Genomic DNA, 25,278 nt, shown 5'->3' with positions numbered 1-25,278 from the left:
GCCGGGGTGACAACCGGTGGTAATAAAGCGAAGAAATTCGGTGGAGCGGTAGTTCAGTCGGTTAGAATACCTGCCTGTCACGCAGGGGGTCGCGGGTTCGAGTCCCGTCCGTTCCGCCACTTATTAAGAGCCCTGAGCATTTGCTCAGGGCTTTTTTGTTTGCTCTATTCCCTATTATTGCTAAATCAGCAAAAATCCTCTGCATTAATCGCTCTTTTTCTCCACTTCTCCCTCAGCCATAATTCTATCCGTTAACCGAAATGAAGAAATAACGAGGAAAATCATGGCAATCCCTGCATTTGGTCTTGGCACCTTCCGTCTGAAAGATGATGTTGTCATCGCATCCCTAAAAACCGCGCTGGAGCTGGGCTATCGTACTATCGACACCGCGCAAATCTATGACAACGAAGCCGCGGTGGGTCAGGCCATCGCCGAAAGCGGCGTGCCGCGTGATGAGCTGTTCATCACCACCAAAATCTGGATCGAAAACCTGAGCAAAGACAAACTCATCGCCAGCCTGAAAGAGAGCCTGCAGAAGCTGCGCACTGACTATGTTGACCTGACGCTGATCCACTGGCCGTCGCCGAATGACGCTGTTGCCGTTGAAGAGTTTATGGCAGCCCTGATGGAAGCGAAGAAGCTGGGTCTGACCCGTCAGATCGGTATCTCCAACTTCACTATTCCGCTGATGGAGCGCGCGATTGCCGCCGTTGGCGCTGAGAATATAGCGACTAACCAGATTGAGCTCTCGCCGTACCTGCAAAACCGTAAAGTGGTCGATTGGGCGCGTGAGCACGGCATCCATATCACCTCTTACATGACGCTGGCCTATGGTAAGGCACTGAAAGATGAAGTGATTGCCCGCATCGCGGCGAAACATGGTGCGACCCCAGCGCAGGTTATTCTGGCATGGGCAATGGGCGAAGGCTATGCGGTTATCCCATCGTCCACCAAGCGTGACAACCTGGCCAGCAACCTGAAAGCGCAGGATCTGCAGCTGGATGATGAAGATCGTCAAGCAATCGCCGCACTGGATTGCAACGATCGTCTGGTGAGTCCGGAAGGTCTGGCTCCGCAGTGGGATTAATCACCCGATACCGGGATGCCGCTCGCATTGCCGCCTGAGATTGTATTACGACAGCTCCTTCGGGAGCTGTTTTACATGCTCGCTCAGAAAATCAATAAATGCCCTGATGCGGGTGCTGACCGCCCGGTCGCTGTAATAGACGGCACTGAAGGGCATCTCCACCGGTAAGCGCTTATCGGCCAGTAGTTCGACAAACTCTCCGCTGGCAATCTCTTTATCCACCATGTAGTCCGACAAACAGGCAATGCCGTTACCGGTCAGGCACAGCTGCTTGAGCGTTTCGCCGCTGTTGGATGACACCGCCGACTCGATCTCTAACAGCTGACCATCGCAACAGGAGACCGGCCAGGTATTCAGTGATACCGGCTCGGTGAAGCCGAGGCAGTGATGCTGTTTCAGATCGGACGGATGCTGCGGCATACCGTAGCGCGCGACATAGTCGGGCGAGGCGACGATCTTACGATAGCTGGTAAACAGCGGCCGGGCGCGCAGGCTGGAATCCGATAAGGTCCCGGCCCGAATGGCTACATCCACTTTTCTTTCAATCAGATTGATAAACGTCTCAGACGAGACGAGCGACAGCGTCATTTCCGGGTAGCGCTCGCGAAATGGCTTCACCAGCGGCATGAGAAAATGCAGCATCACCGGCGTCGCGGCATCCACCCGCAGCAGGCCTCGCGGCGTCGTGCGCGTCTCCAGCAGGTCATTCTCTGCCGCCGCCATTTCCTGCAAGACCACCTGCATCCGACGAAAATAGCGCTCGCCTTCCTCCGTCAGACTAAGCTGGCGGGTGGTCCGATTGAGCAGGCTTACGCCTAGCTTTGATTCCAGCTTCTTGACCGCCCGGCTGACGGCAGAGTTGGCCTGTCCGAGCTGCTCGGCCGCCCGGCTGAAACTCCCGCTTTCCACCACCGCCACAAAGATGGCGATCTCCTCTGATGTGGCTCTCATTATTGCACCTGTAGCAAAATTCTATTGATACTTTGATAGTTTTTGTTATTTATACAACCCTTCATACTACGTGTCATCTTAATCCTGATGCTACGGAGTAAATTATGCCACTGGCGCTATTTGCCTTAACTATCGGTGCCTTCGCAATTGGCACCACTGAATTTGTGATTGTCGGCCTGGTCCCGACCATCGCGCAACAACTCTCTATCTCTCTGCCTTCTGCGGGACTACTGGTCTCTATCTACGCGCTGGGTGTGGCGATCGGCGCCCCGGTATTGACGGCGCTAACGGGTCGTATGCCGCGTAAGCAGCTGCTGCTGGCGCTGATGGTGTTGTTTACGGCGGGTAATGTGCTGGCCTGGCAGGCCCCGGGCTATGAAACGCTGATCCTGGCGCGATTGCTGACCGGACTGGCACACGGCGTGTTCTTCTCTATTGGCTCGACAATCGCCACCAGCCTGGTGGCAAAAGAGAAAGCCGCCTCAGCTATCGCTATTATGTTCGGCGGCCTGACGGTCGCGCTGGTCACCGGGGTGCCGTTCGGGACTTTCATCGGTCAGCATTTTGGCTGGCGGGAAACGTTCCTCGCGGTATCGATTCTGGGCGTGATTGCGCTTATCAGCAGCCTGATTCTGGTACCGAACAATATTCCGGGCCGTGCCAGTGCCAGCCTGCGCGATCAGATGAAAGTATTAACTCATCCTCGCCTGCTGATGATCTACGCCATTACCGCGCTGGGCTATGGCGGCGTATTTACCGCCTTTACTTTTCTTGCACCGATGATGCAGGAACTGGCCGGTTTCAGCCCGTCAGCGGTTAGCTGGATCCTGTTGGGCTACGGGGTCTCGGTTGCTATCGGCAATGTGTGGGGAGGCAAACTGGCCGATAAGCATGGCGCCGTCTCCGCGCTGAAGTTTATCTTCGCCGCGCTGGTTGTGCTGCTTCTGGTCTTCCAGTTGACCGCCAGCATCCACTATGCCGCGCTGGCAACGGTGCTGGTGATGGGCATTTTCGCCTTCGGCAACGTTCCGGGTCTGCAGGTGTACGTGGTGCAAAAAGCCGAACAGTACACGCCTGGCGCCGTCGACGTCGCTTCCGGCCTGAATATTGCCGCCTTCAATATTGGTATTGCGCTGGGGTCTATCGTCGGTGGGCAGACGGTTGAACGGTATGGTCTGGCGCAGACGCCGTGGATTGGTGCGGTGATTGTGCTGCTCGCCTTGCTGTTGGTGGTGCTGAGCGGTCGTTTAGATAAATCGCCACGCCGTTCGGCAGCGGTTTCTCTCGAAGGCTAAGGGTTTATCGCAAATTGCATTGAAAGTGGATGGGAAAATCCCTATAACAGAAGAACCAGTCGTTGTTGGGCTGGTTTCTGTTATTGAGGATTGATGCCCAAATTGCGAAAGAATACCTATGCCATGCGCTACGTCGCCGGACAACCTGCGGAGAGAATATTGCCTCCGGGGGCGTTTGCGGGTGTGAGTCCGGTTTATCCTGCCGGCACACCGTTAAGCAGCGATGAGAAGATCCGCGTGCTGGTATGGAATATCTTCAAGCAGCAGCGCGCAGAGTGGCAGTCAGTCCTCAAAAATTTCGGCAAAGATGCCCATTTAGTCCTGTTGCAGGAGGCGCAGACGACGCCTGAGCTGGTCAGGTTCGCGACCACTAACTATCTGGCTGCCGATCAGGTACCGGCTCTGGTGCTGCCGCAGCATCCTTCCGGCGTGATGACGCTGGCCTCTGCTCACCCCATCTATTGCTGCCCGCTGCGCGAGCGCGAACCCATTTTGCGCCTGCCTAAATCCGCATTAGTAACCGTCTATCCGCTGCCCGATGCGCGATTGTTGATGGTGGTGAACATCCATGCCGTTAACTTTAGTCTTGGCGTTGACGTCTACAGTAAACAGCTGCTGCCGATAGGCGATCAGATTGCCCATCACAGCGGGCCGGTGATCATGGCCGGAGACTTCAATGCCTGGAGCCGCCCGCGGATGAACGCGCTGTACCGCTTTGCGCGTGAGATGTCGTTACGCGAAGTTCGTTTCTCTGACGATCAGCGCCGCCGCGCGTTTGGTCGTCCGCTCGATTTTGTGTTCTATCGTGGGTTAAGCGTACACGATGCTTCCGTGCTGGTGACCCGCGCCTCCGATCACAACCCGCTACTAGTCGAATTCAGTCCCGGCAAGCCTGATTAATTTAAGGTATGTCAGGCCTGCCATCGGGCAGGTCTGCGTTCAGCACGATGCTGCCCTAAATTACTCACACAACCGAAGGACAACACAATGACAACACGCTCTCACCATGACAACGTCGAAAAGCAGTTCGGCTCCCAGGCCAGCGCCTATTTGACTAGCGCCGTGCACGCCTCCGGGCGCGATCTGCAGCGGCTGGCGGAACGGCTGGCCGATTTCCCTCAGGCGAAAGTGCTGGATATGGGCTGCGGGGCAGGGCACGCCAGCTTTACCGCGGCGGGACAGGTTGCCGAGGTGACCGCCTATGATTTATCAAGCCAGATGCTGGAAGTGGTTACCGCGGCGGCAAAAGAGAAAGGCTTTACCAATATCGTGACCCAGCAGGGATATGCTGAAACGCTGCCGTTCGCTGATGCCAGCTTTGATGTGGTGATTAGCCGTTATTCCGCTCACCACTGGCATGATGTCGGCCAGGCGCTGCGTGAGGTGAAACGGGTGCTGAAGCCGGGCGGGGTGATGATCATGATGGATGTGATGTCGCCGGGCCATCCGGTGCGTGATGTCTGGTTGCAGACCGTGGAAGCGCTGCGCGATACCTCGCACGTGCGTAATTATTCCAGCGGCGAGTGGCTGGCGCTGGCCAATGACGCAGGCCTGGTGATTAATCATTTATCGACCGATCGCCTGCCGCTGGAGTTCAGCTCCTGGGTGGCGCGGATGCGTACCCCAGAGGCGCTGGTGGAGGCGATTCGCTTATATCAGCAGAGCGCTTCGGCGGAGGTCAAAGCCTACTTCGAATTACAGCAGGACGGGTCGTTTACCAGCGATACCATTCTGTTCGAAGCGCATAAGGCCGTCTAAAGCGGGCAATAAAAAAGGCACCGGGGGAAGTCGGTGCCTTTTTATAGAACCCTGAGAGTATCAGGACTCTGGTCGATCGCTGTTTTTCACGAACAGCGTCAACTGATCGCCGGGCCGCAAATTGTCGGTATCGCTGTTCCAGCGCATCACGTCGCGAATGTTAACACCGTGACGTTTCGCGATGCTCGACAACGAATCACCTTTGCGAACACGATAGGTGATACTATCGCTGTTATTCGCCAGGCGCTGTGCGCTGCTACCTGCGCCGACAACCAGATTCTGCCCGACTTTTAACCCTGAACCGCGCAGATTGTTCCACTGCTGCAAATCCCGGGGCGTGACGCCGAGACGCGAAGCAATCCCGGAAATCGTGTCGCCAGAACGTACCTTATAGCTACGGCTGGTCAGCGGCGTATTGTCCGCGAGCTGCGTTGGCTGCACGGCGGCAATGTCGCCAGAGGCCAGCGATTCACGCAGCTGAGCAGCGTGCTTCTGCGGCACCATGACGTACTTTGGTCCACTCGCGCCCAGCGTTGATCCCTTTACGCCAGCGTTGAAGGTTTTCAGTTTGCTGACCGGCATTCCCGCCATGTCCGCGAGCTGAGAAATATCAACCGGGCTGTCGAGGCGAACGCGCGCCAGCGCACGGCTTTCATCGGCCGTAGGCAGCTTTACGCCGTAACGCTTGCTGTTTTTGAGAATGTCGCTCAACGCCAGCATTTTCGGTACGTAGATTTTCGTTTCATGCGGCAGAGACAGCGACCAGAAATCGGTGGGTTTACCACGCGAACGGTTCGCTTTTACTGCCTTCATGACCCGACCTTCGCCGCTGTTATAGGCTGCGACCGTTAATAACCAGTCGCCGTCGAACATTTTGTTCAGACGTTGCATCATGTCCAGCGCCGCGGTAGTAGATGCGACGACGTCACGACGCGCATCGTAACTGCGGGTCTGTTTTAAACCATAATTGCGCCCTGTGCTCGGAATGATCTGCCAAATGCCTGCGGCATTGGCGCCAGACGTCGCGTGTGGGTCAAAAGCGCTCTCCACTATGGGTAGTAATACCAGTTCCATTGGCATGTTACGTTTCTTAACCTGCCCGGCTATCCAGTACATATACGGCTCTGCCCGTAAAGTTACATCGTGGAGATAGCTCTTATTTCTTAAGTACTTCTGTTTCTGTTCGCGAATCCGGGGATTATCCGGTATTCCCATCTTTAGCTCGTCGCCTATGGAAGTCCACAGATCCTGGTCTTGCGCGTAGAAGGTTCCATCATCTAACCAGCGCGCTTGACTTGTGAACTTACCTGCTTCCCCTTGACCAGCCGCAGAAAGGCTCTGTGCTCGCTGTTCGACGGTGCCATCGTGCTTAGACGCCTGGCACCCCACCAGCAGGACAGAGGCGAGTAATATCGCTCGTGCCTTCATGTGTGTGTCAATAGTTGCTTAAAAGACGACCAAGGATAACGGCGAAGTTGTCCGATGACAAGAATTAAATATCAGAAGTCGTCTTTCTTTGACCTTAACCATGCAAATCGCGCCACAGAGTGTTGCAAATTTGTTTCTTTGTTAATTTTATCAATTAAATCAACATCATTTACGCGTAAAAATAAATTTATACGACGCTCATTTTTCAGAATTACGGGTAGTGTTTTTTGTTTTTTTGCACGTAACTCATTAACTTTATGATAGTAATCGTTTATGTCCCTATCATCTGGCAGGATACTCAATGCAAACTTCATATTCGCTAACGTATATTCATGTGCGCAACATATGAGGGTTTCTTCAGGAAGGGCGTTAATTTTCATAAATGATTGATACATCTGCTCAGCAGTACCTTCGAACAGCCTTCCGCAGCCGCCGGAAAACAATGTGTCGCCGCAGAACAGATAAGGTTCGCTGTAGTAACAGATATGTCCTAATGTGTGACCTGGCGTGGAGAAAATGGAAAAATCGCGCCCGAGAATTGACAACCGATCGCCATCGCCTACTACCTGAGTGACTCCCTTATCCTGGGTTTCCGCCGGCCCGTAAACCGCTATAGAAGGGAATTTCTCCCGTAGTTGTTTTACGCCGCCGACGTGATCCTGATGATGATGGGTCAGTAAAATGGCCTCGGGCTGCCACTGGTTTTCCTCGATTGCCGCCAGAACCGGCGCGGCTTCGCCTGGGTCAACGATGATGCAGCGGCCGTTATTCTCACTGAGAACCCAGATGTAGTTGTCCTGAAACGCGGGAATACTGATAAGATTCATAAATTACCTCTAAAGCGTAGCGGAAGGTGGCAATGAAGCCGGCAAGGATACCTCACACAGTGACAGCGCCTGAGCATTGGTCCAGTATGCCGTGGGGCGAATACTATCGCGAAACGCTGGAACAGCAGATGAAACCGTGGCTGGCTAAATTATATGGCTTTCATCTGCTTAAGATTGGCAATCTGAGCGCGGAAATCAATACCGAAGCTTGCGCCATCTCGCATCAGGTCAATGTCTCGTTGGCGGGAAACCCGATGCAGGTCCGGGCCGACCCGCTGCATTTACCCTTTGCTGAAAAGTCCGTCGACGCCTGTCTGCTGGCGCACACTCTGCCGTGGTGTGGCGATCCGCATCGTCTGCTGCGGGAAGCCGATCGCGTGCTGATTGATGATGGCTGGATGATCCTGACCGGGTTTAATCCGGTCAGCCTGATGGGAGTGCGTAAGCTGGTGCCGGTCCTGCGCAAAGGTACGCCTTATAATAGCCGTATGTTTACGCTGATGCGCCAGCTGGACTGGCTGTCGCTACTCAACTTTGAAGTGCTGCACTATGGGCGTTACCAGGTTTTACCCTGGTCGCGCCACGGTGGCAAACTATTGAGCACTCATCTGCCAGCGCTGGGCTGTTTACAATTGATTGTCGCCCGCAAACGGACCATTCCGCTGACGCTCAATCCGATGAAATCCGGTAAAGCGAAAACGCAGCTGCGGCCGGCAGTGGGCGCCACCCGGCAGTGGCGCAAGGGGCAGAATTAGCTCTCAGGCTGGTAGCCGATATCGTCCTGAGTGGGATGAGTGGCTGCCGCGCGGGCGAGTTCGTCGCAGCGTTCGTTTTCAGGATGGCCGGCGTGGCCCTTCACCCATTCCCATTTAATCTTATGCTGGCCAAGTGCAGCGTCCAGGCGCTGCCAGAGGTCGACATTCTTCACCGGTTTTTTCTCTGCCGTTTTCCAGCCGCGCTTTTTCCAGTTGTGGATCCACTGGGTGATCCCCTGGCGGACATACTGGCTGTCGGTGCTGAGTACGACCTCGCAATGTTCTTTTAACGCTTCCAGGGCGACGATTGCCGCCATCAGTTCCATGCGATTATTGGTGGTCAGACGGTAGCCGGCGCTAAAGGTTTTTTCGTGCTGGCGGTAGCGCATGATGGCGCCGTAACCGCCGGGTCCTGGATTTCCCAGGCAAGAGCCGTCGGTGAAAATTTCTACCTGTTTGAGCATCTCTGGTAGACTTCCTGTAATTGAAATCGATTTGTAAACGATAAGTCTGACATAAATGACCGCTATGAGCACTGCAATTACGCGCCAGATTGTTCTCGATACCGAAACCACCGGTATGAACCAGATCGGGGCGCACTACGAAGGACACAAGATTATTGAGATCGGTGCCGTGGAGGTGATCAACCGCCGCCTGACCGGTAACAATTTCCACGTCTATCTGAAACCCGACCGGCTGGTGGATCCTGAAGCATTCGGCGTGCACGGGATCGCCGATGAGTTCCTGCTGGATAAACCCACCTTTGCCGACGTGGCTGATGAGTTTATGGATTACATCCGCGGCGCGGAGCTGGTGATCCATAACGCCTCGTTCGATATCGGCTTTATGGACTATGAATTCGGGAAGCTGAACCGCGGCATCGGGAAAACCGAGACCTTTTGTAAAATCACCGACAGTCTGGCACTGGCGCGGAAAATGTTCCCCGGCAAGCGCAACAGCCTGGATGCGTTATGTTCGCGCTACGAAATAGATAACAGCAAGCGTACGCTGCACGGGGCATTACTCGATGCCCAGATTCTGGCCGATGTCTATTTGATGATGACCGGTGGCCAGACTTCGATGGCGTTCTCTATGGAAGGCGAAAGCCAGCAGCAGGCGGGAGAGATGGGCATTCAGCGCGTCGTCCGCGCCGCCAGCCAGTTACGGGTGGTTTATGCCTCTGATGAAGAACTGGTGAACCATGAATCCCGCCTCGATCTGGTACAAAAGAAAGGCGGAAGCTGCCTGTGGCGTGCCTGATAACCACTAAAATGGATTAAAAGTAGGCGGTTGGGCGATTTTTGCAGCAAACGATTCAAAACGGTAGAAAAAGCGTTGACGGGGTAGAGGGGAATCCGTAATATTCGCCTCGTTCCCAACGGAACAACAACGCGGAGCGGTAGTTCAGTCGGTTAGAATACCTGCCTGTCACGCAGGGGGTCGCGGGTTCGAGTCCCGTCCGTTCCGCCACTATTCAGAAAGCCTGAATCAGCAATGATTCAGGCTTTCGTCGTTTTCGTCGCCGAATTTCAGCGCGCCTCTTGTTCCTCCTGCATACACTGCATGAATACCCGCATCGCTGGACTGATTGCTTTCCCGGCGTGATGGGCGCAGAGCGCATGGATCGTCAGCGGCGTCTCGCTGAACGGCAGCTCGACCAGCGTCCCGCGTTTGAGCTCCTCCTCTACCGCAAAGCGCGGCAGGAAGCTCACCCCAAGATTGCCCGCCACGCACTGCTTGATGCTTTCAATACTCCACAGTTCGATGGTGTTCTCCATGGTAATGCCGCGCTGGCGCAGGGTACTTTCAAAAATCTGCCGGAACACGCACTGGGGCTCGTTGATGATAAAGCTCAATGGGATATGCTGCCGCGGGCGCAGGAAGTCGACCGGCGCCTGATCGACTGATGCGACCAGCGCCAGCGGCTGCGGGCCAAGTTCCATCATGGTGAGTGCATCATCGTTGCCAACCCGGTAAAACACCCCCAGGTCGACTTCGTCAGCGAGCAGCGCATCACGGATGCTGTAGCAATTGAGCGACTGTAGTGACAGGCGGACCTTCGGGGCGCGTTGCTTAAAACGCTGCAGCACCGGCGGCATTTTATACGCCAGCAGGGTTTCACCAGTGGCGACGCGAAGTTCACCGCCGGGTTCATCGTCCTGGCGGGCTGCCTGACGAATCGACGCCATCACTTTGGTCAAGTCGTAGACATGCGGCAGGACATTCTTACCCGCGGCGGTGAGACACATCCGCCGGCCAATTTTCTCAAACAGCGGGATGGCAAGCTCTTGCTCAAGCTGCTGGATATGAAAGGTTACGGTGGACTGGGTGCAGCACAGTTTCTGCGAGGCGCGCAGAAAGGATCCTTCTTCGACAACCGTTTTGAAGGTGATAAAGCGTCGCAGATCCATATTTCCTCTTTATATCGACATTCTCGAAGTCAGAATGAAAAAACATTCATTTTTTTAAATTATCAGCTTCGGGTACTGTCTGCCAGTCAAGAGGAGAAAACACGTGACACCTACCCTGATTAGCGCCTTTTTAACTTACACCCTGATCACCGCCCTGACGCCCGGGCCGAATAATATTCTGGCGCTGAGCAGCGTCACCGCGCACGGCTTTCGACGCAGCACACGGGTACTGGTCGGTATGAGCCTCGGATTCGTGATTATCATGCTGATTTGCGCCGGGCTGACGTTAACCCTTGTTACGCTGGATGCGGGAATGACCTCCCTGCTCCGCTGGGTCGGTGCGGGGTATATTCTGTGGCTGGCCTGGCACATTGCCCGTAGCGATCCTGCCAGCGGTGGGCAGGAGGAGCGGCCTGTCAGCTTCTGGGCCAGCCTGGGGCTGCAGTTTGTGAATGTAAAAATTATCCTGTACGGCATCACGGCCCTGTCGACCTTTGTTCTGCCGGTGACTCGAGAGCCATTCTGGCTGGTGATGATAAGCCTGTTGCTGTCAGTAATAGGCGTTGCCGGCAATCTTTGCTGGGCGTTGGCCGGTCAGCTGTTTCAGCCGGTGTTCGAACGCCATGGAAGAGGGTTAAATCTGCTGCTGGCGCTGCTGCTGGTCTGGTGCGCGGTGCGAATGTTTATGGAATGAATCAAGGGAGCGTAACGCTCCCTTGAGGTTATTTATCCTGCGGCAGGGCGGGTTGCCCTTCATTTACCCAGGTCATGAAGATCCGGTAACCGATGGCCAGCAGAGTGGCGCCGAGGAACATACCGAGAATGCCGTTAGAGGCCATTCCGCCGAGGGCGCCCAGCAGCACCACCGGCATTGGCGCATCGACTCCGCGCCCCAGCAGCAGAGGTTTGAGGACGTTATCGGCCATACCGGCGACGATTAGCAGGATGGTGTAGAAGATATCCATTCCGGTACTGTGGGTACCGATACTCCACATTAGCGCAATGGCCGGGGCCGTCACCAGGATCACCGGCACCTGCGCAATGCCGAGGATCAGGGCCAGAATGAAGAAGATCCCCACGGCGGGAATGCTGGCCATCAGCATGATCACGCCGACCAGCAGCGCCTGGATCAATGCCACCCCGATGACGCCCTGGGCGACCGCGCGGATGGTGCTGGTGCACAGGCGGGTGAGGGTCACGCCTTTATTTTCATCGGTAATACGAATGGCAATACGCTGCGCGCTGATGGCGCCTGCTGCGCCCCAGGCCATCATAATTCCCGAGACGATAAACGAAATAATAAAGCCAATCAGCCCGCCGCCCATGCTGGCCAAAATGCTGAGGAACTGTTTGGCAATGTCGCCGATTTGCGAGCGGTAATTACTGAGCAGCCCCGGGAGATCCACGGAAGCCCTCATCCACAGGGCGCTAAGCCGTTCGCCAATGATCGGTAACGCGGCAATGCGCGAAGAGGGCGGTGGAATCGTAAAGCTCTGGCTCCCCATCCTGTCAATCATGGCGCTGGCGCTTTCCGCCAGCGAGGTGATCATCAGCACCGTGGGGATGACGATCAGTAAAATACCTAACAACACCAGCACCACTGACGCCAGTCCCTGTTTGCCCGCTAACAGTCCGGCAAAATATTGATGTAAGGGATAGAGCGCCACGGCGAGGATCAGCGCCCAGAGCATCATATTGATAAAGGGAGAAAAGACGGTAAAACAGAATGAGGCCAGCGCCAGAATAAGCCCGAACCGAATAAACATATCGAGAAAGCGGGTGACCAGCCGTTTTTCAATCAACAGCAGATTATTATTATCCATTGTCTATTACGCTCACATAATATTCTTACGCCAACGCTCAGCGTTGTTTAACAAAACACGCCAGCAACAGAAAATTCATGATTTACAACGCAGAAGTGAGTTGAAGGTGATCTCCGCCCATTTGATTGTGGAGTCTTTTAATGAGTGTAGAACAGAAATGAATGGCGCCCGGCAAATATTCTGTGGCGCGTTGGCGGGCGAAATCCCGCTTTCTTTACCCGCTGAATGGGGAAGAAAGCGGAGGGATATTAATCGAGGGTAAAAGGATCGGCATCGCGCCAGGCGGGAAATTTTTCGCGATATTCCTGGAGGGCCGTCAGCGACAATTCGGCGTCAAGACGGGTGGCCTGATGCGGATCGGCAGTAGCGACAATCTCCCCTTGCGGACTGATAATCCGGCTATCGCCGCGGTAATGGTGGCCGTTGCCGTCAGTACCGACCCGGTTACAGCCGGCGACATAGGCCTGGTTCTCGATGGCGCGGGCGACCAGCAGCGACTGCCAGTGCAGCGATCGCGGCGCCGGCCAGTTGGCGACATACAGTGCCAAATCATAGTCGTTCAGATTACGTGACCATACCGGAAAGCGCAGGTCGTAACAGACCAGCGGCAGGATCCGCCATCCGCGCCATTCAAAGACCACGCGCCGGTCACCAGCCTCATAGTGATGGTGTTCATCGGCCATACGGAACAAGTGCCGTTTATCATAATGGTGCACCGTACCGTCAGGCTCGACCAGCAGGAAGCGGTTAACGGCGCCGTGTTCGGTTTGCAGCGCAGCGCTGCCAGCGATCAGCGCCTGAGTTTGTGCAGCCTTGGCATACATCCATTCCACAACATCGGACTGTGGCAAAGACTGTTTTGCCGCCTCCATGGCAAAGCCGGTGGTGAACATCTCCGGTAAAACAATGACATCGCGCCCGATAATCCCTTCCAGTTGGCGATCAAAATGGCGCAGGTTAGCAGGGCCGTCCATCCAGACCAGCGGTTGTTGCAACAGCGTAATTTTCAGGCCAGGCACAATGGTCAACTCCATTCTCATGAGGGGGTTAGGTTAACTGTAACACCATATCAGCCTCGCGGCGGTCAGCGGAATATTTTGTTAAAAAAATGCTACTGACAGCAGCCACGGAGGAGGGGATGACGAAAAAAAAGGCGGGGAAAGTTCCCCGCCCGGCGTGTGATGTGGTGATTGTTTTATTATGCGGCTTCAACCTTGCGAACTTTTTCCGGCAGCTTTACCGGCTGCGTTGCCAGCTCCTCTGGTGCAAAGTCGTCGACGTTGATACTGCGCAGGCGACTGTGCTCTGCACGGGTCAGAATAGCGGCTTCTTCCTGATTAATTAATCCTTTGGCCAGCGCGTTGTGTGCCAGCTCATCCAGACGGGTGAACGGCAGATTTTTACCCAACTCTTTGCAGATCCGCTGGTGGATTGGATCGGCCGCCATCACTTCCAGCAGCGCTTCTTCCAGCAGACCAACCGGGTTATGCTCGCTCGGCGTCAGGTACTGACCGCGACCGATGCGGGAGCGGGTGGCGCTGGGCACCTGCAGAATTTTAGCGACTTTATGGTCCAGCTTATCCGACGGCGCATGATGATGACGCCCGGTCGGGAAGATGGCCACGCGCATCGCACCTGCCACCAGGCGGTTGGGGAAGTTTTTCAGCAGATCGTCGATAGCTTGTTCAGCCTGGTGCAGCGCATCCTGCACTCCCCAGTGAACCAGCGGCAGATCGGCTTCATTGCGTCCTTCATCGTCATAGCGTTTCAGCACCGCCGAGGCCAGGTACAGCTGGCTTAACACATCGCCCAGACGCGCGGAGATACGTTCGCGACGCTTGAGACTGCCGCCCAGTACCGCCATCGATACGTCTGACAGCAGCGCCAGGTTAGCACTCAGACGATTCATTTGCTGATAGTAGCGACGGGTGGCGTCACGGGTCGGCGCACTGCTGGTGCGTCCGCCGGTCAGGCCCAGCCAGAAACTCCGTACTTTATTACTACCGACATGGCCAATGTGTTTGAACAGCAGCTTGTCGTAGGCGTTCAGGTCGTTATTCTGCGCGGCGGCCATCTCTTCCAGCACGTAAGGGTGGCAGCGAATAGCCCCCTGACCGAAGATCATCATGCTGCGGGTCAGGATGTTTGCACCTTCAACGGTGATGGCGATAGGCGCGCCCTGATAAGCCCGGGCGAGGAAGTTGCCTTCGCCCAGCATAATGCCTTTCCCGCCGGTAATATCCATCGCGTCGATAATGGAGCGCTGGCCGCGGTGGGTACAGTGATATTTCACAATCGCGGACAGCACTGCCGGTTTCTCGCCGAGCATAATGCCGTAGGTGATCAGCGACGCCGCGGCGTCCATCACATAGGCGTTACCCGCGATGCGCGCCAGCGCCTCTTCAATCCCTTCCATTTTGCCGATCGAAATCTTGAACTGGCGGCGAATATGGGCGTAGGCACCGGTTGCCATGGCGACTGATTTCAGACCGCCGGTGGCGTTGGACGGCAGGGTAATGCCGCGGCCGACCGACAGACATTCAACCAGCATGCGCCATCCCTGACCGGCCATGCTCGGGCCGCCGATGATGTAATCGATCGGCACGAAGATATCCTTGCCGCGGGTTGGGCCGTTCTGGAACGGGACGTTCAGTGGGAAGTGGCGGCGGCCAATTTCCACACCCGGCGTTGAGGTTGGGATCAGCGCGCAGGTGATGCCCAGTTCTTCCTCACCACCGAGAAGACGATCCGGGTCAGAGAGTTTGAAGGCCAGGCCCAGCACGGTGGCGATTGGCGCCAGCGTGATATAGCGTTTGTTCCAGGTCAGGCGCATCCCCAGCACCTGCTGACCCTGCCAGTCGCCCATGCACACCACGCCGGTATCCGGGATAGCGCCGGCGTCAGAGCCCGCTTCCGGACTGGTCAGTGCGAAGCAGGGGATTTCCTGGCCGCGTGCCAGACGCGGCAGGTAATGGTTCTTCTGTTCTTCGGTACCATAATGCTGCAGCAGCTCGCCCGGGCCCAGTGAGTTCGGGACGCCGACGGTGATCGCCAGGATGCCGGAGACGCCAGAGAGTTTCTGCAGTACCCGTGCCTGAGCGTAAGCCGAGAACTCAAGCCCGCCATATTCTTTCTTAATGATCATCGCGAAGAAGCGGTGCTCTTTCAGATAGGCCCACAGCTCTGGCGGCAGATCGGCCATTTCGTGGGTGATGGCGAAGTCGTTAGCCATCCGGCAGGCTTCTTCCACCGGGCCATCAATGAATGCCTGCTCTTCGGCGGTCAGGCGCGGCTGCGGATAGTTATGCAGCTTATGCCAGTCCGGGTTGCCGCGGAACAGATCGCCTTCCCACCAGGTGGTGCCGGCGTCGATGGCTTCTTTTTCCGTACGCGACATCGGCGGCATCACCTTGCGGAAAGCGCGAAATGCCGGTGCGGAAATCATGGATTTACGCATTGGGGCAAAGTTGAACGGCAACAGAATAATGGCCAGCGGTAGCAGCAGCCAGATATTCCACAGTCCGGCCGCGCCGAGCGCCGCGGTCCAGGCGAGCAAAATCACACTGCTGAGCAGCAGGCTGACCCGGTGATAGAAGAGCGCACCGAGTAAAACGACGGTTGCAACAATACTCAAAATCATCATAGAGAAATGCTCCCTGAGCTTGTAGGAGGTCTGACCACTTGTGATGTATTGGTTGTAGTGCATGCGTTTTTATTTAGCAATGTGTTTACAAAATAATTACAACCTCGCTCACATTGTTGTATGCAAAAGCGGCACATAAAATCAAAAGGGCGGGGGATAACGCAGCCTGCTGCTTCTCGCTTCCGCGGCTATCCGGTACACTGCCAGGGTTATTCCACTCATACTGAAGGATTATCCTCATGTACCAGGATCTTATTCGTAACGAACTGAACGAAGCCGCGGAAACGCTGGCTAACTTTCTGCAGGACGAAGCCAATATCCATGCTATCCAGCGTGCCGCTGTCCTGCTGGCGGATAGCTTTAAGGCGGGTGGTAAAGTGCTGTCCTGCGGTAACGGTGGTTCCCATTGCGATGCGATGCATTTTGCGGAAGAGCTGACAGGACGTTATCGCGAAAACCGCCCGGGTTATCCGGCCATCGCGATCTCCGACGTCAGCCATCTCTCCTGCGTGAGCAATGATTTTGGCTATGAGTATGTGTTTTCCCGCTACGTTGAATCCGTTGGCCGCGCGGGCGATGTGCTGCTTGGTATCTCCACTTCTGGCAATTCCGGCAACGTGATCAAAGCCATTGAAGCCGCGCGGGCGCAGGGGATGAAAGTGATCACCCTGACCGGCAAAGACGGCGGCAAAATGGCAGGCTCCGCCGATGTTGAAATTCGCGTGCCGCACTTTGGCTACGCCGACCGCATCCAGGAGATCCACATCAAAGTGATCCATATCCTGATCATGCTGATCGAAAAAGAGATGGTGAAAGGCTAACAGGCAGGCGAGTATGTACTGTTGACGGCGGCTTCGCTTTGACGCCGTCGTGATTTGTGAGGGTGAGGTGATCTATGTGCGAACTGCTCGGGATGAGCGCCAATGTGCCAACAGATATCTGTTTTAGCTTTACCGGGCTGGTACAGCGCGGAGGAGGGACGGGGCCGCATAAAGACGGTTGGGGTATCACCTTCTATGAAGGCAAAGGCTGTCGCACATTCAAAGATCCGCAGCCAAGCTTTCAGTCACCTATCGCGAAGCTGGTCCAGGATTACCCGATTAAATCCTGTTCCGTTGTCGCCCATATTCGTCAGGCCAATCGCGGTATGGTGGCGCTGGAAAACACCCATCCGTTTACTCGCGAGCTGTGGGGGCGCCACTGGACCTACGCGCACAACGGGCAACTCAAAGGCTATAAATCGCTAAAAACCGGGAATTTCCATCCGGTAGGTGAAACCGACAGTGAAAAGGCGTTTTGCTGGTTGCTGCACCGCTTAACCGAGCGCTATCCGCGCACGCCGGGCAATATGCTGGGGGTATTCAAGTTTATCGCCACTCTGGCGGGTGAACTGCGTGAGAAAGGGGTGTTCAACATGCTGCTGTCGGACGGGCGCTACGTGATGGCGTTCTGCTCGACCAATCTGCACTGGATCACCCGGCGGGCGCCGTTCGGCGTGGCAAAACTGCTGGACCAGGATGTGGAGATCGACTTTCAACGCGAGACCACACCCAACGATGTGGTCACGGTTATCGCCACGCAGCCGCTGACGGCCAATGAAACCTGGCACAAGATCATGCCAGGCGAGTGGGCGTTATTTTGTCTCGGGGAGCGTGTAGTTTGAGGCCAGCTGCGGCTGAACAACCTCGTGGCTGAGCGGCTTGCTTACCACATAGCGGCCGTCGGTCACTGACACAATCGGCGGTTTGCGGGTCTGCTGGAAATAGTCATAGCCAGGCTTGAGCTGTTTCCAGAAATCCGCATAGTAGGAGTATTTGTGGCGTTCCATATTGGCATTGGTCATGCGGAACGGATAGATACTCACCTGCACGCTTGCCTGGCCGAAGACTAAGGCGCCGGTCACGAACTGGAAGATCTCATCGATCCCGCTGTCGGTCATGGCGTAGCAGCCGATAGAGACGCAGTCGCCATGGATCATCAGGTATTTCCCTTCATAACCATGGGCGCGATCGTAGGCGTTCGGGAAGCCAATATTAATGGCTTTATAGAAGCGGCTATCGGGTTTGAGCTGGCCGCGGGTGACGTTGTAGAACCCTTCCGGACTCTTGAAATCGCCCTGGCGCTGTTTCGGCCCAAGACCACCGGAGTAGTTGCAGATCCGATAGCTGTCGAGGAGCTGGTAGGTCTCACCCATTTTGACGTAAAGGTCGAGCATGCGCTCTTCTTTAAAGATCTCAATATAAACCGGTGAACCCATTAATTGCTGCTTGTATTCTTTGCTAACCGGCGTCGTCGGGCTATTGCTGCTGAGCAGCCCGGCAAATGACACGCACGGCAACAGAAGCATCGCAATAAATAATGCGATTTTGCGCATACTGCTTGTTCCTTGATAAAACAAAATAGCCACATTGCCAGGACGGCAAGAGAGACCCGAAATCAGAGTTTTCTGGATTTAGAGCGCTCACATTAGCATCACGGCATTTTTTCGCAAGGGCGACGTGGCGGCGTTTACAATTCAGCCTCACTTTATAACCTGCTTACGGCGAAAACACAGTCAGAACTTTGCGCAATAGCTCGCATTTTAGAAGCACTTATTGCCCCTCGCGCTACAGCCGTCGCTCACGAAATGTTACACTTGCGCCGGTTCATCACCAGAGTAAGAAAGGAGGCTTCTCTTCCGTCATGAGCGCCACTGGCGCCGTTTCGCCCTTTCTTCTCTGCCATTCTATCAATAGGCTGGCCCCGGCCTGCGTCGGGGTTGAGGTTACGGATACCTGCTAACGATATGATTAAAATCACGAAAGGGCTGGATTTGCCCATAGCTGGCATGCCATTACAGCAGATTTCTCCCGCGCCAGCGGTGAAGCGCGTCGCGCTGCTCGGCGAAGAATACGTCGGAATGCGTCCCGCCATGGCGGTCAAAGAAGGCGATCGGGTCAAAAAAGGTCAGATCCTGTTTGAAGATAAAAAGATCCCCGGTGTCTGCTTTACCGCCCCGGTAAGCGGGGTTGTCAGCGCGATCCACCGCGGTGAACGGCGCGTTTTGCAGTCGGTGGTCATTGATATCGAGGGCAATGACGCGGTGGCCTTTACGCGTTACGCTGCGGACACACTGGCTGAGCTGCCGCGCGACACCGTACAGCAGCAGCTGCTGGCATCGGGCCTGTGGACCGCGCTACGCACCCGGCCATTCAGTAAAACGCCGCGCCCGGGCAGCGTGCCCGCCGCTATTTTTGTCAACGCCATGGACACCAATCCGCTGGCGGCAGAGCCGCAGCCGATTATTCTGGCCGAGCGTGCCGCCTTCAACGCCGGTCTTACCGTGCTCACGCGTCTAACCGACGGGAAAGTGCACATCTGCCAGCCCAGCGGCGGCAAGCTGGGCGGCCATCCTGCCGGCCAGGTCTGTTTTAATCAGTTCTCCGGACCGCACCCGGCGGGGCTGCCGGGAACGCATATTCACTTTCTGGAGCCGGTGAGCCTGAATAAGCAGGTCTGGTACCTCAATTATCAGGATGCGATCGCTATTGGTAAGCTTTTCCTTGAAGGTGAGTTGTACTGCGAACGGGTGATTGCGCTCGGCGGCCCGCAGGTGAAGTCGCCGCGGCTGGTCAAAACGACGCTGGGCGCCAGTCTGGACGATCTGCTGGCAGGCGAGCTGGAGGAGGGCGAAAACCGCGTCATTTCCGGCTCGGTGCTTAGCGGCACCCACGCCCACGGCCCCCACGCTTTCCTCGGGCGTTTCCATCTGCAGGTGAGCGTGGTTCGGGAAGGTCGGGAAAAAGAGCTGTTTGGCTGGGTGATGCCGGGCAAAGAGAAGTTCTCGATTACCCGCACTACGCTAGGCCATTTCTTCAAGCGCAAGCGCTTTCATTTCTCCACTGATACTCACGGCGGCGAGCGGGCGATGGTGCCGATTGGCAACTATGAGCGGGTGATGCCGCTGGATATTCTGCCAACCATATTGCTGCGCGATCTGCTGGCCGGCGATAGCGATAGCGCCCAAGCGCTGGGCTGTCTGGAGCTGGATGAAGAAGATCTGGCGCTCTGCACCTACGTTTGTCCGGGCAAATATGAATACGGTCCGGCGTTGCGCAGCGTGTTAACCCAGATTGAGCAGGAAGGATAAGAGATGGGCTTAAAGCACCTGATTGAGAAACTTGAGCCGCATTTCACGCATGGCGGCAAGCTGGAAAAATATTACCCGCTGTATGAAGCGGCGGCGACCATCTTCTACACGCCGGGGCAGGTCACCCGCGGTGCGGCGCACGTGCGCGACGCCATCGACCTCAAGCGGATGATGATCCTCGTGTGGTTTGCCGTATTCCCGGCGATGTTCTGGGGCATGTACAACGTTGGGCTGCAGACCATTCCGGCGCTGCACAAACTGTACGGTGCCGAACAGCTGCAGCAGGTGATCGCCAACAACTGGCACTACAGCGTCGCCCAATGGTTAGGGGTCAGCTTCAGCGCTGACGCCGGCTGGCTAAGCATGATGACCCTGGGCGCGGTCTTCTTCCTGCCGATCTATATCACCGTTTTTATCGTCGGCGGCTTCTGGGAAGTGCTGTTCGCGATTGTGCGCAAACATGAGATCAACGAAGGCTTTTTCGTTACCTCGATTCTGTTTGCGCTGATTGTGCCGCCTACGCTGCCGCTATGGCAGGCGGCGCTGGGGATCTCCTTCGGGGTGGTGATCGCCAAAGAGATTTTCGGCGGTACCGGGCGCAACTTCCTCAACCCGGCACTGGCCGGGCGCGCGTTCCTGTTCTTCGCCTACCCGGCGCAAATCTCCGGCGACCTCGTGTGGACGGCGGCGGACGGTTTCTCCGGCGCCACGCCGCTCTCCCAGTGGGCCAGCGGCGGCGGTGAAGCGCTGGTTAACGTTGCTACCGGCATCCCGGTGAGCTGGATGGACGCCTTTCTCGGCAACATTCCCGGCTCAATTGGCGAAGTCTCCACGCTGATGATCCTGATTGGCGGCGCGATCATTCTCTTTGGCCGCGTCGCGTCCTGGCGCATCGTCGCCGGGGTGATGATCGGCATGATCGCCACCGCCACCCTGTTTAATTTCATCGGTTCCGCAACCAACCCGATGTTCGCCATGCCGTGGTACTGGCATCTGGTGCTCGGCGGCTTTGCCTTCGGCATGATGTTTATGGCGACGGACCCGGTATCCGCCTCGTTTACTGATAAAGGGAAATGGAGTTACGGCGTGCTGATCGGCGTGATGTGCGTGCTGATCCGCGTGGTGAACCCGGCCTATCCGGAAGGGATGATGCTGGCGATCCTCTTCGCCAACCTCTTCGCACCGCTGTTCGATTACCTGGTGGTGCAGGCCAATATTAAGCGGAGGAAGTCGCGTGGCTGAGAAGAAAAGTAACGATAGCATCGGCAAAACGCTGCTGGTGGTGCTGGTGCTTTGTCTGGTGTGCTCCATTGTGGTGGCGGGATCGGCTGTGGGGCTGAAATCCCGCCAGCAGGCGCAGCGGGCGCTGGATAAGCAGCGCAATATTCTGGCTGTCGCCGGCCTGATGCAGCCCGGGATGGATGCCGATGCGGTAGCCGATACCTTCGCGGCACGCATTACACCGCGGCTGGTGAATCTGTCGACCGGCGAGCTGTTGGAGAAAGACCCGGGGAAATTCAACCAAGCCCAGGCGCTGAAGGATCCGCAGCAGAGCATCGCGCTGGACGCCAGCCAGGATCCGGCCGGCATTAAACGCCGTAGCAACCTGGCGGAAATTTATCTGGTGCGCGACGCGCAGCAACAGATTGAGCAGATGGTGCTGCCGATCTACGGCAATGGTCTGTGGTCAATGATGTACGCCTTCGTGGCGCTGGACGTCGATGGCCGCACGGTGAAAGGCATCACTTACTACGATCAGGGGGAAACCCCGGGGCTGGGCGGCGAAGTTGAGAACCCGAACTGGCGCCAGCAGTTTATTGGCAAGCAGGTGCTGGATGACAACGGCATGCCGGCACTCCGCGTGGTAAAAGGCGGCGCGCGCGCCGGTGACCTGCACGCGGTAGACGGTCTATCCGGCGCCACGCTGACGTCAAACGGCGTACAGCACAGCTTTGATTTCTGGATGGGCGAACTGGGCTTTGGTCCGTTCCTGAAAAAGGTGCGCGAGGGAGGGCTGAATAATGGCTGAACAGAGCGATATGAAAGAGGTGAAGCGCGTGCTGGTGGGGCCGCTCATCGCCAATAACCCCATCGCCCTGCAGGTGCTGGGCGTCTGCTCCGCGCTGGCGGTAACCACTAAACTGGAAACCGCCTTCGTGATGACCATCGCGGTGACGCTGGTGACGGCGTTCTCCAGCATGTTTATCTCGATGATTCGCCACCATATCCCCAACAGCGTGCGCATCATCGTGCAAATGGCGATCATCGCCTCGCTGGTTATCGTGGTGGATCAGCTACTGCGGGCTTTCGCCTATGAGACCTCTAAGCAGCTGTCGGTATTCGTCGGGCTTATCATCACCAACTGTATCGTGATGGGTCGCGCCGAAGCCTACGCCATGAAATCACCACCGCTGGCGAGCTTTATGGATGGTATCGGCAACGGTCTCGGCTATGGCGCGATCCTGATTATCGTCGGCTTCCTGCGTGAGCTTATCGGCAGCGGCAAGCTGTTCGGGATTACCGTGCTTGAGACGGTGCAGAACGGCGGCTGGTATCAGCCGAACGGCCTGTTCCTGCTGGCGCCGAGCGCGTTCTTCATTATCGGTTTGCTGATCTGGGCCCTGCGTAGCTGGAAGCCTGAACAGCAGGAAAAGGAGTAAGTAATCGATGATGGCTCATTACATTAGCCTGTTTGTCCGCGCGGTGTTCGTTGAGAACATGGCGCTGGCCTTCTTCCTCGGGATGTGTACCTTCCTCGCGGTGTCGAAAAAGGTCTCCACTGCCTTCGGCCTCGGCGTCGCAGTGACGGTGGTGCTGGGTCTTGCCGTGCCAATCAACAACCTGGTCTATAACCTGGTGCTGCGCGACGGCGCATTGGTGGAAGGCGTTGATCTCAGCTTCCTTAACTTCATCACCTTTATCGGGGTGATTGCCGCGCTGGTGCAGATCCTCGAGATGATCCTCGATAAATACTTCCCGGCGCTGTACAACGCGCTGGGGATCTTCCTGCCGCTGATTGCGGTCAACTGCGCGATTTTCGGCGGCGTGTCGTTCATGGTGCAGCGCGATTACAACTTCACGGAATCCATCGTCTACGGCTTCGGCTCCGGCATTGGCTGGATGCTGGCGATCGTGGCGATGGCGGGGATCCGCGAAAAAATGAAGTACGCCAATGTGCCCGCCGGTCTGCGCGGGTTAGGGATCACCTTTATTACCACTGGCCTGATGGCGCTGGGCTTTATGTCCTTCTCCGGTGTGCAGCTATAAGGGCGGAAAAGTATGGAAATTATTCTTGGCGTTGTGATGTTCACGCTAATTGTGCTGGTGCTGTCGGGGCTTATCCTGGCAGCGCGCTCGAAGCTGGTGAACGCGGGCGACGTGGTTATTGAGATCAATAACGAAGCGGATAAACAGATCCGTACCCCGGCGGGTGACAAACTGCTGAACACGCTGTCCAGCAATGGGATCTTCGTCTCTTCTGCCTGCGGCGGCGGCGGCTCCTGCGGCCAGTGTCGGGTGACAATTAAAGAGGGCGGCGGCGATATCCTGCCGACCGAGCTTTCGCATATTACCAAGCGGGATGCCAAAGCCGGTTGTCGTCTGGCCTGCCAGGTCGCGGTGAAGCAGAACATGAAGATTGAGCTGCCGGAAGAGATTTTTGGCGTCAAAAAATGGGAGTGCGAAGTTATCTCTAACGATAACAAAGCCACTTTCATTAAAGAGCTCAAGCTGCGGATCCCGGAGGGGGAGGTGGTGCCGTTCCGCGCCGGTGGCTTTATTCAGATTGAATGCCCGCCGCATAAAGTGGCCTATGCTGACTTCGATGTTCCCGATGAATACCGTTCAGACTGGGATAAGTTCAACCTGTTCCGCTACGTCTCTGAGGTGAAAGAGCCGACCCTGCGCGCCTACTCGATGGCTAACTATCCGGAAGAGAAGGGCATCATTATGCTCAACGTGCGCATCGCGACGCCGCCGCCGAAAGTACCGGATGCGCCGCCAGGGATCATGTCGTCCTATATCTGGTCGCTGAAGCCTGGCGATAAGGTGACGATTTCCGGGCCGTTTGGCGAGTTCTTTGCTAAAGAGACCGACGCCGAGATGGTGTTTATCGGCGGCGGCGCTGGCATGGCGCCGATGCGCTCGCATATCTTTGATCAGCTCAAGCGGCTGCACAGCACGCGCAAAATCAGCTTCTGGTACGGCGCCCGTTCGCTGCGCGAGATGTTCTACGATGATGAGTTCGAGCAGCTGGCACGCGACAATCCAAACTTCACCTTCCACGTCGCGCTCTCCGATCCGCTGCCGGAAGATAACTGGACCGGGCATACGGGCTTTATCCATAATGTTCTGTATGAAAACTATCTGCGCGATCACCCGGCGCCGGAAGACTGCGAATTCTATATGTGCGGGCCGCCGGTGATGAACGCCGCGGTGATAAAAATGCTCAAAGACCTGGGCGTCGAAGATGAGAACATCATGCTCGACGACTTTGGAGGCTGACGATGTTGACGGTATTTGTCGCGACCTTTGTGATTTTTGCGCTGGTGATCCTCGGTATGTCGCTGGGCTACCTGGTGAAGCGTAAGAGCATTCAGGGCAGCTGCGGCGGGATCTCCTCGCTGGGGCTGGAGAAAGTCTGCGACTGTCCGGAACCGTGCGACGCGCGTAAGAAACGTCTCGCCCGCGAGGCGCAGCGTCAGCAGCGGCGTATTTTGTAATGCCCGGCGGCGCTGCGCATGCCGGGCCTGCTGCTTCAGTTTTGTAGGCCGGGTCAGGCGCAGCCGCCACCCGGCGAAATAACAGCGCAACCGGAGATGTCCCTGCTCGCGCTGCGCTTAGCAGGACTACCACTTCTGTGTTATTTCCGGGCAGATTGCGCTCCCAATATTTCTTCTGCGTTATGTCACTCATGGCGCAGGGAGCGCACAGGGGGCGGCCAGTCGCCGCCGCCCCCTGTACCCCCGGGCTCCGGCCAGCAACATCGCCACTGCGTGGTGCCTTCGACTTATCCCGGCAGGCTTCGGGTCGGGCCGAGGCAGCATATATGGACGCTCCCGGAATGCAATGCTTTCTTCAGTTCAGTAATAAAACGGGTAGGTGCAGCCATATATCCGGTTTCTGATGGGATTTCTTTATCCCGAACCATGATGAAATCCGCCAGGCAGGTA

25 protein-coding genes and 2 tRNA genes are annotated in these 25,278 nt (G+C 56.3%); 18 read left to right on the top strand and 9 right to left on the bottom strand.

Features of this window, described 5'->3' with window-relative positions; genetic code table 11:
* The first annotated feature begins 42 nt into the window (after positions 1–42).
* Positions 43–119 (top strand) — tRNA-Asp (locus tag CWM57_RS26780).
* Positions 120–283: 164 nt separating this feature from the next.
* Positions 284–1,087: a 2,5-didehydrogluconate reductase DkgB gene (dkgB, locus tag CWM57_RS26775; protein WP_100676594.1), complete on the top strand. Its 804-nt coding sequence runs from the start codon at positions 284–286 to the stop codon at positions 1,085–1,087.
* 45 nt (positions 1,088–1,132) lie between these two features.
* Here dkgB and yafC read toward each other — a convergent pair whose 3' ends face one another.
* A complete protein-coding gene (gene yafC, locus CWM57_RS26770; RefSeq protein WP_100676593.1) occupies positions 1,133–2,038 on the bottom strand; it encodes a DNA-binding transcriptional regulator YafC in 906 nt (301 codons plus the stop codon).
* Between the two features lie 104 nt (positions 2,039–2,142).
* Between yafC and CWM57_RS26765 the strand changes: the two genes are divergently transcribed.
* The 3 genes from CWM57_RS26765 to CWM57_RS26755 all read left to right on the top strand — a co-directional run bounded on the left by CWM57_RS26765 (position 2,143) and on the right by CWM57_RS26755 (position 5,091).
* Complete coding sequence (locus tag CWM57_RS26765) at positions 2,143–3,333, top strand: MFS transporter (protein WP_100676592.1); 1,191 nt, start codon at positions 2,143–2,145, stop codon at positions 3,331–3,333.
* Positions 3,334–3,435: 102 nt separating this feature from the next.
* A complete protein-coding gene (locus CWM57_RS26760) occupies positions 3,436–4,233 on the top strand; it encodes an endonuclease/exonuclease/phosphatase family protein (protein WP_004204614.1) in 798 nt (265 codons plus the stop codon).
* 87 nt (positions 4,234–4,320) lie between these two features.
* Positions 4,321–5,091, top strand: coding sequence for a class I SAM-dependent methyltransferase (locus CWM57_RS26755; protein WP_074386805.1), 771 nt, complete (start codon positions 4,321–4,323; stop codon positions 5,089–5,091).
* 60 nt (positions 5,092–5,151) lie between these two features.
* On the opposite strand, the gene mltD is transcribed toward CWM57_RS26755, so the two are convergent.
* Together mltD and gloB are read right to left on the bottom strand one after the other, a co-directional pair.
* Positions 5,152–6,519 carry a murein transglycosylase D gene (mltD, locus tag CWM57_RS26750; RefSeq protein WP_074386804.1) on the bottom strand — a complete coding sequence of 456 codons (1,368 nt, stop codon included), beginning with the start codon at positions 6,517–6,519 and terminating at the stop codon, positions 5,152–5,154.
* A 71-nt stretch (positions 6,520–6,590) separates the two neighbouring features.
* Positions 6,591–7,346 carry a hydroxyacylglutathione hydrolase gene (gloB, locus tag CWM57_RS26745; RefSeq protein WP_100676591.1) on the bottom strand — a complete coding sequence of 252 codons (756 nt, stop codon included), beginning with the start codon at positions 7,344–7,346 and terminating at the stop codon, positions 6,591–6,593.
* 32 nt (positions 7,347–7,378) lie between these two features.
* On the opposite strand from gloB, the gene CWM57_RS26740 reads away from it, so the two are divergent.
* Positions 7,379–8,101, top strand: coding sequence for a class I SAM-dependent methyltransferase (locus CWM57_RS26740; protein ID WP_061155676.1), 723 nt, complete (start codon positions 7,379–7,381; stop codon positions 8,099–8,101).
* Here CWM57_RS26740 and rnhA read toward each other — a convergent pair.
* On the bottom strand, positions 8,098–8,565 hold the full coding sequence (gene rnhA / locus CWM57_RS26735; RefSeq protein ID WP_074386802.1) for a ribonuclease HI: 468 nt from the start codon (positions 8,563–8,565) through the stop codon (positions 8,098–8,100). The genes CWM57_RS26740 and rnhA overlap by 4 nt on opposite strands.
* A 64-nt stretch (positions 8,566–8,629) precedes the next feature.
* Between rnhA and dnaQ the strand changes: the two genes are divergently transcribed.
* Both dnaQ and CWM57_RS26725 read left to right on the top strand, forming a co-directional pair.
* The gene (dnaQ, locus tag CWM57_RS26730; protein ID WP_004204621.1) at positions 8,630–9,361 is read left to right on the top strand and encodes a DNA polymerase III subunit epsilon; all 732 of its coding nucleotides are present in this window, start codon (positions 8,630–8,632) and stop codon (positions 9,359–9,361) included.
* A gap of 133 nt (positions 9,362–9,494) precedes the next feature.
* Positions 9,495–9,571, top strand: a tRNA-Asp gene (locus tag CWM57_RS26725).
* 59 nt (positions 9,572–9,630) lie between these two features.
* On the opposite strand, the gene CWM57_RS26720 is transcribed toward CWM57_RS26725, so the two are convergent.
* Positions 9,631–10,512, bottom strand: coding sequence for a LysR family transcriptional regulator (locus CWM57_RS26720; protein WP_012968890.1), 882 nt, complete (start codon positions 10,510–10,512; stop codon positions 9,631–9,633).
* Between the two features lie 103 nt (positions 10,513–10,615).
* On the opposite strand from CWM57_RS26720, the gene eamB reads away from it, so the two are divergent.
* Positions 10,616–11,206, top strand: coding sequence for a cysteine/O-acetylserine transporter (gene eamB, locus CWM57_RS26715; RefSeq protein WP_074386801.1), 591 nt, complete (start codon positions 10,616–10,618; stop codon positions 11,204–11,206).
* Between the two features lie 28 nt (positions 11,207–11,234).
* Here the strand turns inward: eamB and CWM57_RS26710 are convergent, their stop codons facing one another.
* The 3 genes from CWM57_RS26710 to fadE form a co-directional block, all read right to left on the bottom strand.
* Positions 11,235–12,335: an AI-2E family transporter gene (locus tag CWM57_RS26710; protein WP_074386800.1), complete on the bottom strand. Its 1,101-nt coding sequence runs from the start codon at positions 12,333–12,335 to the stop codon at positions 11,235–11,237.
* A 248-nt stretch (positions 12,336–12,583) separates the two neighbouring features.
* Entirely contained in the window at positions 12,584–13,354 is a 771-nt protein-coding gene (locus CWM57_RS26705; RefSeq protein WP_100632234.1) for an amidohydrolase, read from the bottom strand.
* Positions 13,355–13,533: 179 nt separating this feature from the next.
* The gene (fadE, locus tag CWM57_RS26700) at positions 13,534–15,978 is read right to left on the bottom strand and encodes an acyl-CoA dehydrogenase FadE (RefSeq protein ID WP_074386799.1); all 2,445 of its coding nucleotides are present in this window, start codon (positions 15,976–15,978) and stop codon (positions 13,534–13,536) included.
* A 239-nt stretch (positions 15,979–16,217) separates the two neighbouring features.
* Here fadE and lpcA point away from each other — a divergent pair, with 239 nt between their 5' ends.
* Both lpcA and CWM57_RS26690 read left to right on the top strand, forming a co-directional pair.
* Entirely contained in the window at positions 16,218–16,799 is a 582-nt protein-coding gene (lpcA, locus tag CWM57_RS26695; protein ID WP_008805261.1) for a D-sedoheptulose 7-phosphate isomerase, read from the top strand.
* 74 nt (positions 16,800–16,873) lie between these two features.
* Positions 16,874–17,641: a class II glutamine amidotransferase gene (locus tag CWM57_RS26690; RefSeq protein WP_061155671.1), complete on the top strand. Its 768-nt coding sequence runs from the start codon at positions 16,874–16,876 to the stop codon at positions 17,639–17,641.
* Here the strand turns inward: CWM57_RS26690 and dpaA are convergent.
* The gene (dpaA, locus tag CWM57_RS26685) at positions 17,612–18,352 is read right to left on the bottom strand and encodes a peptidoglycan meso-diaminopimelic acid protein amidase (RefSeq protein WP_100676590.1); all 741 of its coding nucleotides are present in this window, start codon (positions 18,350–18,352) and stop codon (positions 17,612–17,614) included. The two genes, CWM57_RS26690 and dpaA, sit on opposite strands and share 30 nt — an antisense overlap.
* Positions 18,353–18,763: 411 nt before the next feature.
* On the opposite strand from dpaA, the gene CWM57_RS26675 reads away from it, so the two are divergent.
* From CWM57_RS26675 to nqrM, 7 genes are read left to right on the top strand one after another with little or no spacing between them, the layout of a single operon-like run.
* Positions 18,764–20,107, top strand: coding sequence for a Na(+)-translocating NADH-quinone reductase subunit A (locus CWM57_RS26675; RefSeq protein WP_100676589.1), 1,344 nt, complete (start codon positions 18,764–18,766; stop codon positions 20,105–20,107).
* 3 nt (positions 20,108–20,110) lie between these two features.
* Complete coding sequence (locus CWM57_RS26670; RefSeq protein WP_100676588.1) at positions 20,111–21,349, top strand: NADH:ubiquinone reductase (Na(+)-transporting) subunit B; 1,239 nt, start codon at positions 20,111–20,113, stop codon at positions 21,347–21,349.
* On the top strand, positions 21,342–22,136 hold the full coding sequence (locus CWM57_RS26665) for a Na(+)-translocating NADH-quinone reductase subunit C (RefSeq protein ID WP_061155667.1): 795 nt from the start codon (positions 21,342–21,344) through the stop codon (positions 22,134–22,136). Before CWM57_RS26670 ends, CWM57_RS26665 begins: the two co-directional genes overlap by 8 nt.
* A complete protein-coding gene (locus tag CWM57_RS26660; protein WP_002889716.1) occupies positions 22,129–22,767 on the top strand; it encodes an NADH:ubiquinone reductase (Na(+)-transporting) subunit D in 639 nt (212 codons plus the stop codon). The genes CWM57_RS26665 and CWM57_RS26660 overlap by 8 nt, the downstream gene beginning before the upstream one ends.
* Before the next feature lie 10 nt (positions 22,768–22,777).
* The gene (gene nqrE, locus CWM57_RS26655) at positions 22,778–23,374 is read left to right on the top strand and encodes an NADH:ubiquinone reductase (Na(+)-transporting) subunit E (RefSeq protein WP_061156411.1); all 597 of its coding nucleotides are present in this window, start codon (positions 22,778–22,780) and stop codon (positions 23,372–23,374) included.
* A 12-nt stretch (positions 23,375–23,386) separates the two neighbouring features.
* The gene (gene nqrF, locus CWM57_RS26650; protein ID WP_100676587.1) at positions 23,387–24,610 is read left to right on the top strand and encodes an NADH:ubiquinone reductase (Na(+)-transporting) subunit F; all 1,224 of its coding nucleotides are present in this window, start codon (positions 23,387–23,389) and stop codon (positions 24,608–24,610) included.
* Positions 24,611–24,612: 2 nt separating this feature from the next.
* Positions 24,613–24,828: a (Na+)-NQR maturation NqrM gene (gene nqrM / locus CWM57_RS26645; RefSeq protein ID WP_004204638.1), complete on the top strand. Its 216-nt coding sequence runs from the start codon at positions 24,613–24,615 to the stop codon at positions 24,826–24,828.
* Positions 24,829–25,278: the final 450 nt, after the last annotated feature.

The sequence above is a fragment of the Klebsiella sp. G-Nf4 genome (genome assembly GCF_002810615.1).
GTDB classification, from domain to species: Bacteria; Pseudomonadota; Gammaproteobacteria; order Enterobacterales; family Enterobacteriaceae; genus Klebsiella; species Klebsiella variicola.
The sequence above is the reverse complement of the archived record's forward strand: the minus strand, read 5'-3'. Positions and strand labels throughout refer to the sequence as shown.

Excerpts from the sequence above, each read along its gene's own strand:
- dkgB (WP_100676594.1), top strand. The coding sequence starts at position 284 with ATGGCAATCCCTGCATTTGGTCTTGGCACCTTCCGTCTGAAAGATGAT.
- yafC (WP_100676593.1), bottom strand. The coding sequence starts at position 2,038 with ATGAGAGCCACATCAGAGGAGATCGCCATCTTTGTGGCGGTGGTGGAA.
- CWM57_RS26765 (WP_100676592.1), top strand. The coding sequence starts at position 2,143 with ATGCCACTGGCGCTATTTGCCTTAACTATCGGTGCCTTCGCAATTGGC.
- CWM57_RS26755 (WP_074386805.1), top strand. The coding sequence starts at position 4,321 with ATGACAACACGCTCTCACCATGACAACGTCGAAAAGCAGTTCGGCTCC.
- mltD (WP_074386804.1), bottom strand. The coding sequence starts at position 6,519 with ATGAAGGCACGAGCGATATTACTCGCCTCTGTCCTGCTGGTGGGGTGC.
- gloB (WP_100676591.1), bottom strand. The coding sequence starts at position 7,346 with ATGAATCTTATCAGTATTCCCGCGTTTCAGGACAACTACATCTGGGTT.
- CWM57_RS26740 (WP_061155676.1), top strand. The coding sequence starts at position 7,379 with ATGAAGCCGGCAAGGATACCTCACACAGTGACAGCGCCTGAGCATTGG.
- rnhA (WP_074386802.1), bottom strand. The coding sequence starts at position 8,565 with ATGCTCAAACAGGTAGAAATTTTCACCGACGGCTCTTGCCTGGGAAAT.
- dnaQ (WP_004204621.1), top strand. The coding sequence starts at position 8,630 with ATGAGCACTGCAATTACGCGCCAGATTGTTCTCGATACCGAAACCACC.
- CWM57_RS26720 (WP_012968890.1), bottom strand. The coding sequence starts at position 10,512 with ATGGATCTGCGACGCTTTATCACCTTCAAAACGGTTGTCGAAGAAGGA.
- CWM57_RS26710 (WP_074386800.1), bottom strand. The coding sequence starts at position 12,335 with ATGGATAATAATAATCTGCTGTTGATTGAAAAACGGCTGGTCACCCGC.
- fadE (WP_074386799.1), bottom strand. The coding sequence starts at position 15,978 with ATGATGATTTTGAGTATTGTTGCAACCGTCGTTTTACTCGGTGCGCTC.
- lpcA (WP_008805261.1), top strand. The coding sequence starts at position 16,218 with ATGTACCAGGATCTTATTCGTAACGAACTGAACGAAGCCGCGGAAACG.
- CWM57_RS26690 (WP_061155671.1), top strand. The coding sequence starts at position 16,874 with ATGTGCGAACTGCTCGGGATGAGCGCCAATGTGCCAACAGATATCTGT.
- dpaA (WP_100676590.1), bottom strand. The coding sequence starts at position 18,352 with ATGCGCAAAATCGCATTATTTATTGCGATGCTTCTGTTGCCGTGCGTG.
- CWM57_RS26675 (WP_100676589.1), top strand. The coding sequence starts at position 18,764 with ATGATTAAAATCACGAAAGGGCTGGATTTGCCCATAGCTGGCATGCCA.
- CWM57_RS26670 (WP_100676588.1), top strand. The coding sequence starts at position 20,111 with ATGGGCTTAAAGCACCTGATTGAGAAACTTGAGCCGCATTTCACGCAT.
- CWM57_RS26660 (WP_002889716.1), top strand. The coding sequence starts at position 22,129 with ATGGCTGAACAGAGCGATATGAAAGAGGTGAAGCGCGTGCTGGTGGGG.
- nqrE (WP_061156411.1), top strand. The coding sequence starts at position 22,778 with ATGGCTCATTACATTAGCCTGTTTGTCCGCGCGGTGTTCGTTGAGAAC.
- nqrF (WP_100676587.1), top strand. The coding sequence starts at position 23,387 with ATGGAAATTATTCTTGGCGTTGTGATGTTCACGCTAATTGTGCTGGTG.
- nqrM (WP_004204638.1), top strand. The coding sequence starts at position 24,613 with ATGTTGACGGTATTTGTCGCGACCTTTGTGATTTTTGCGCTGGTGATC.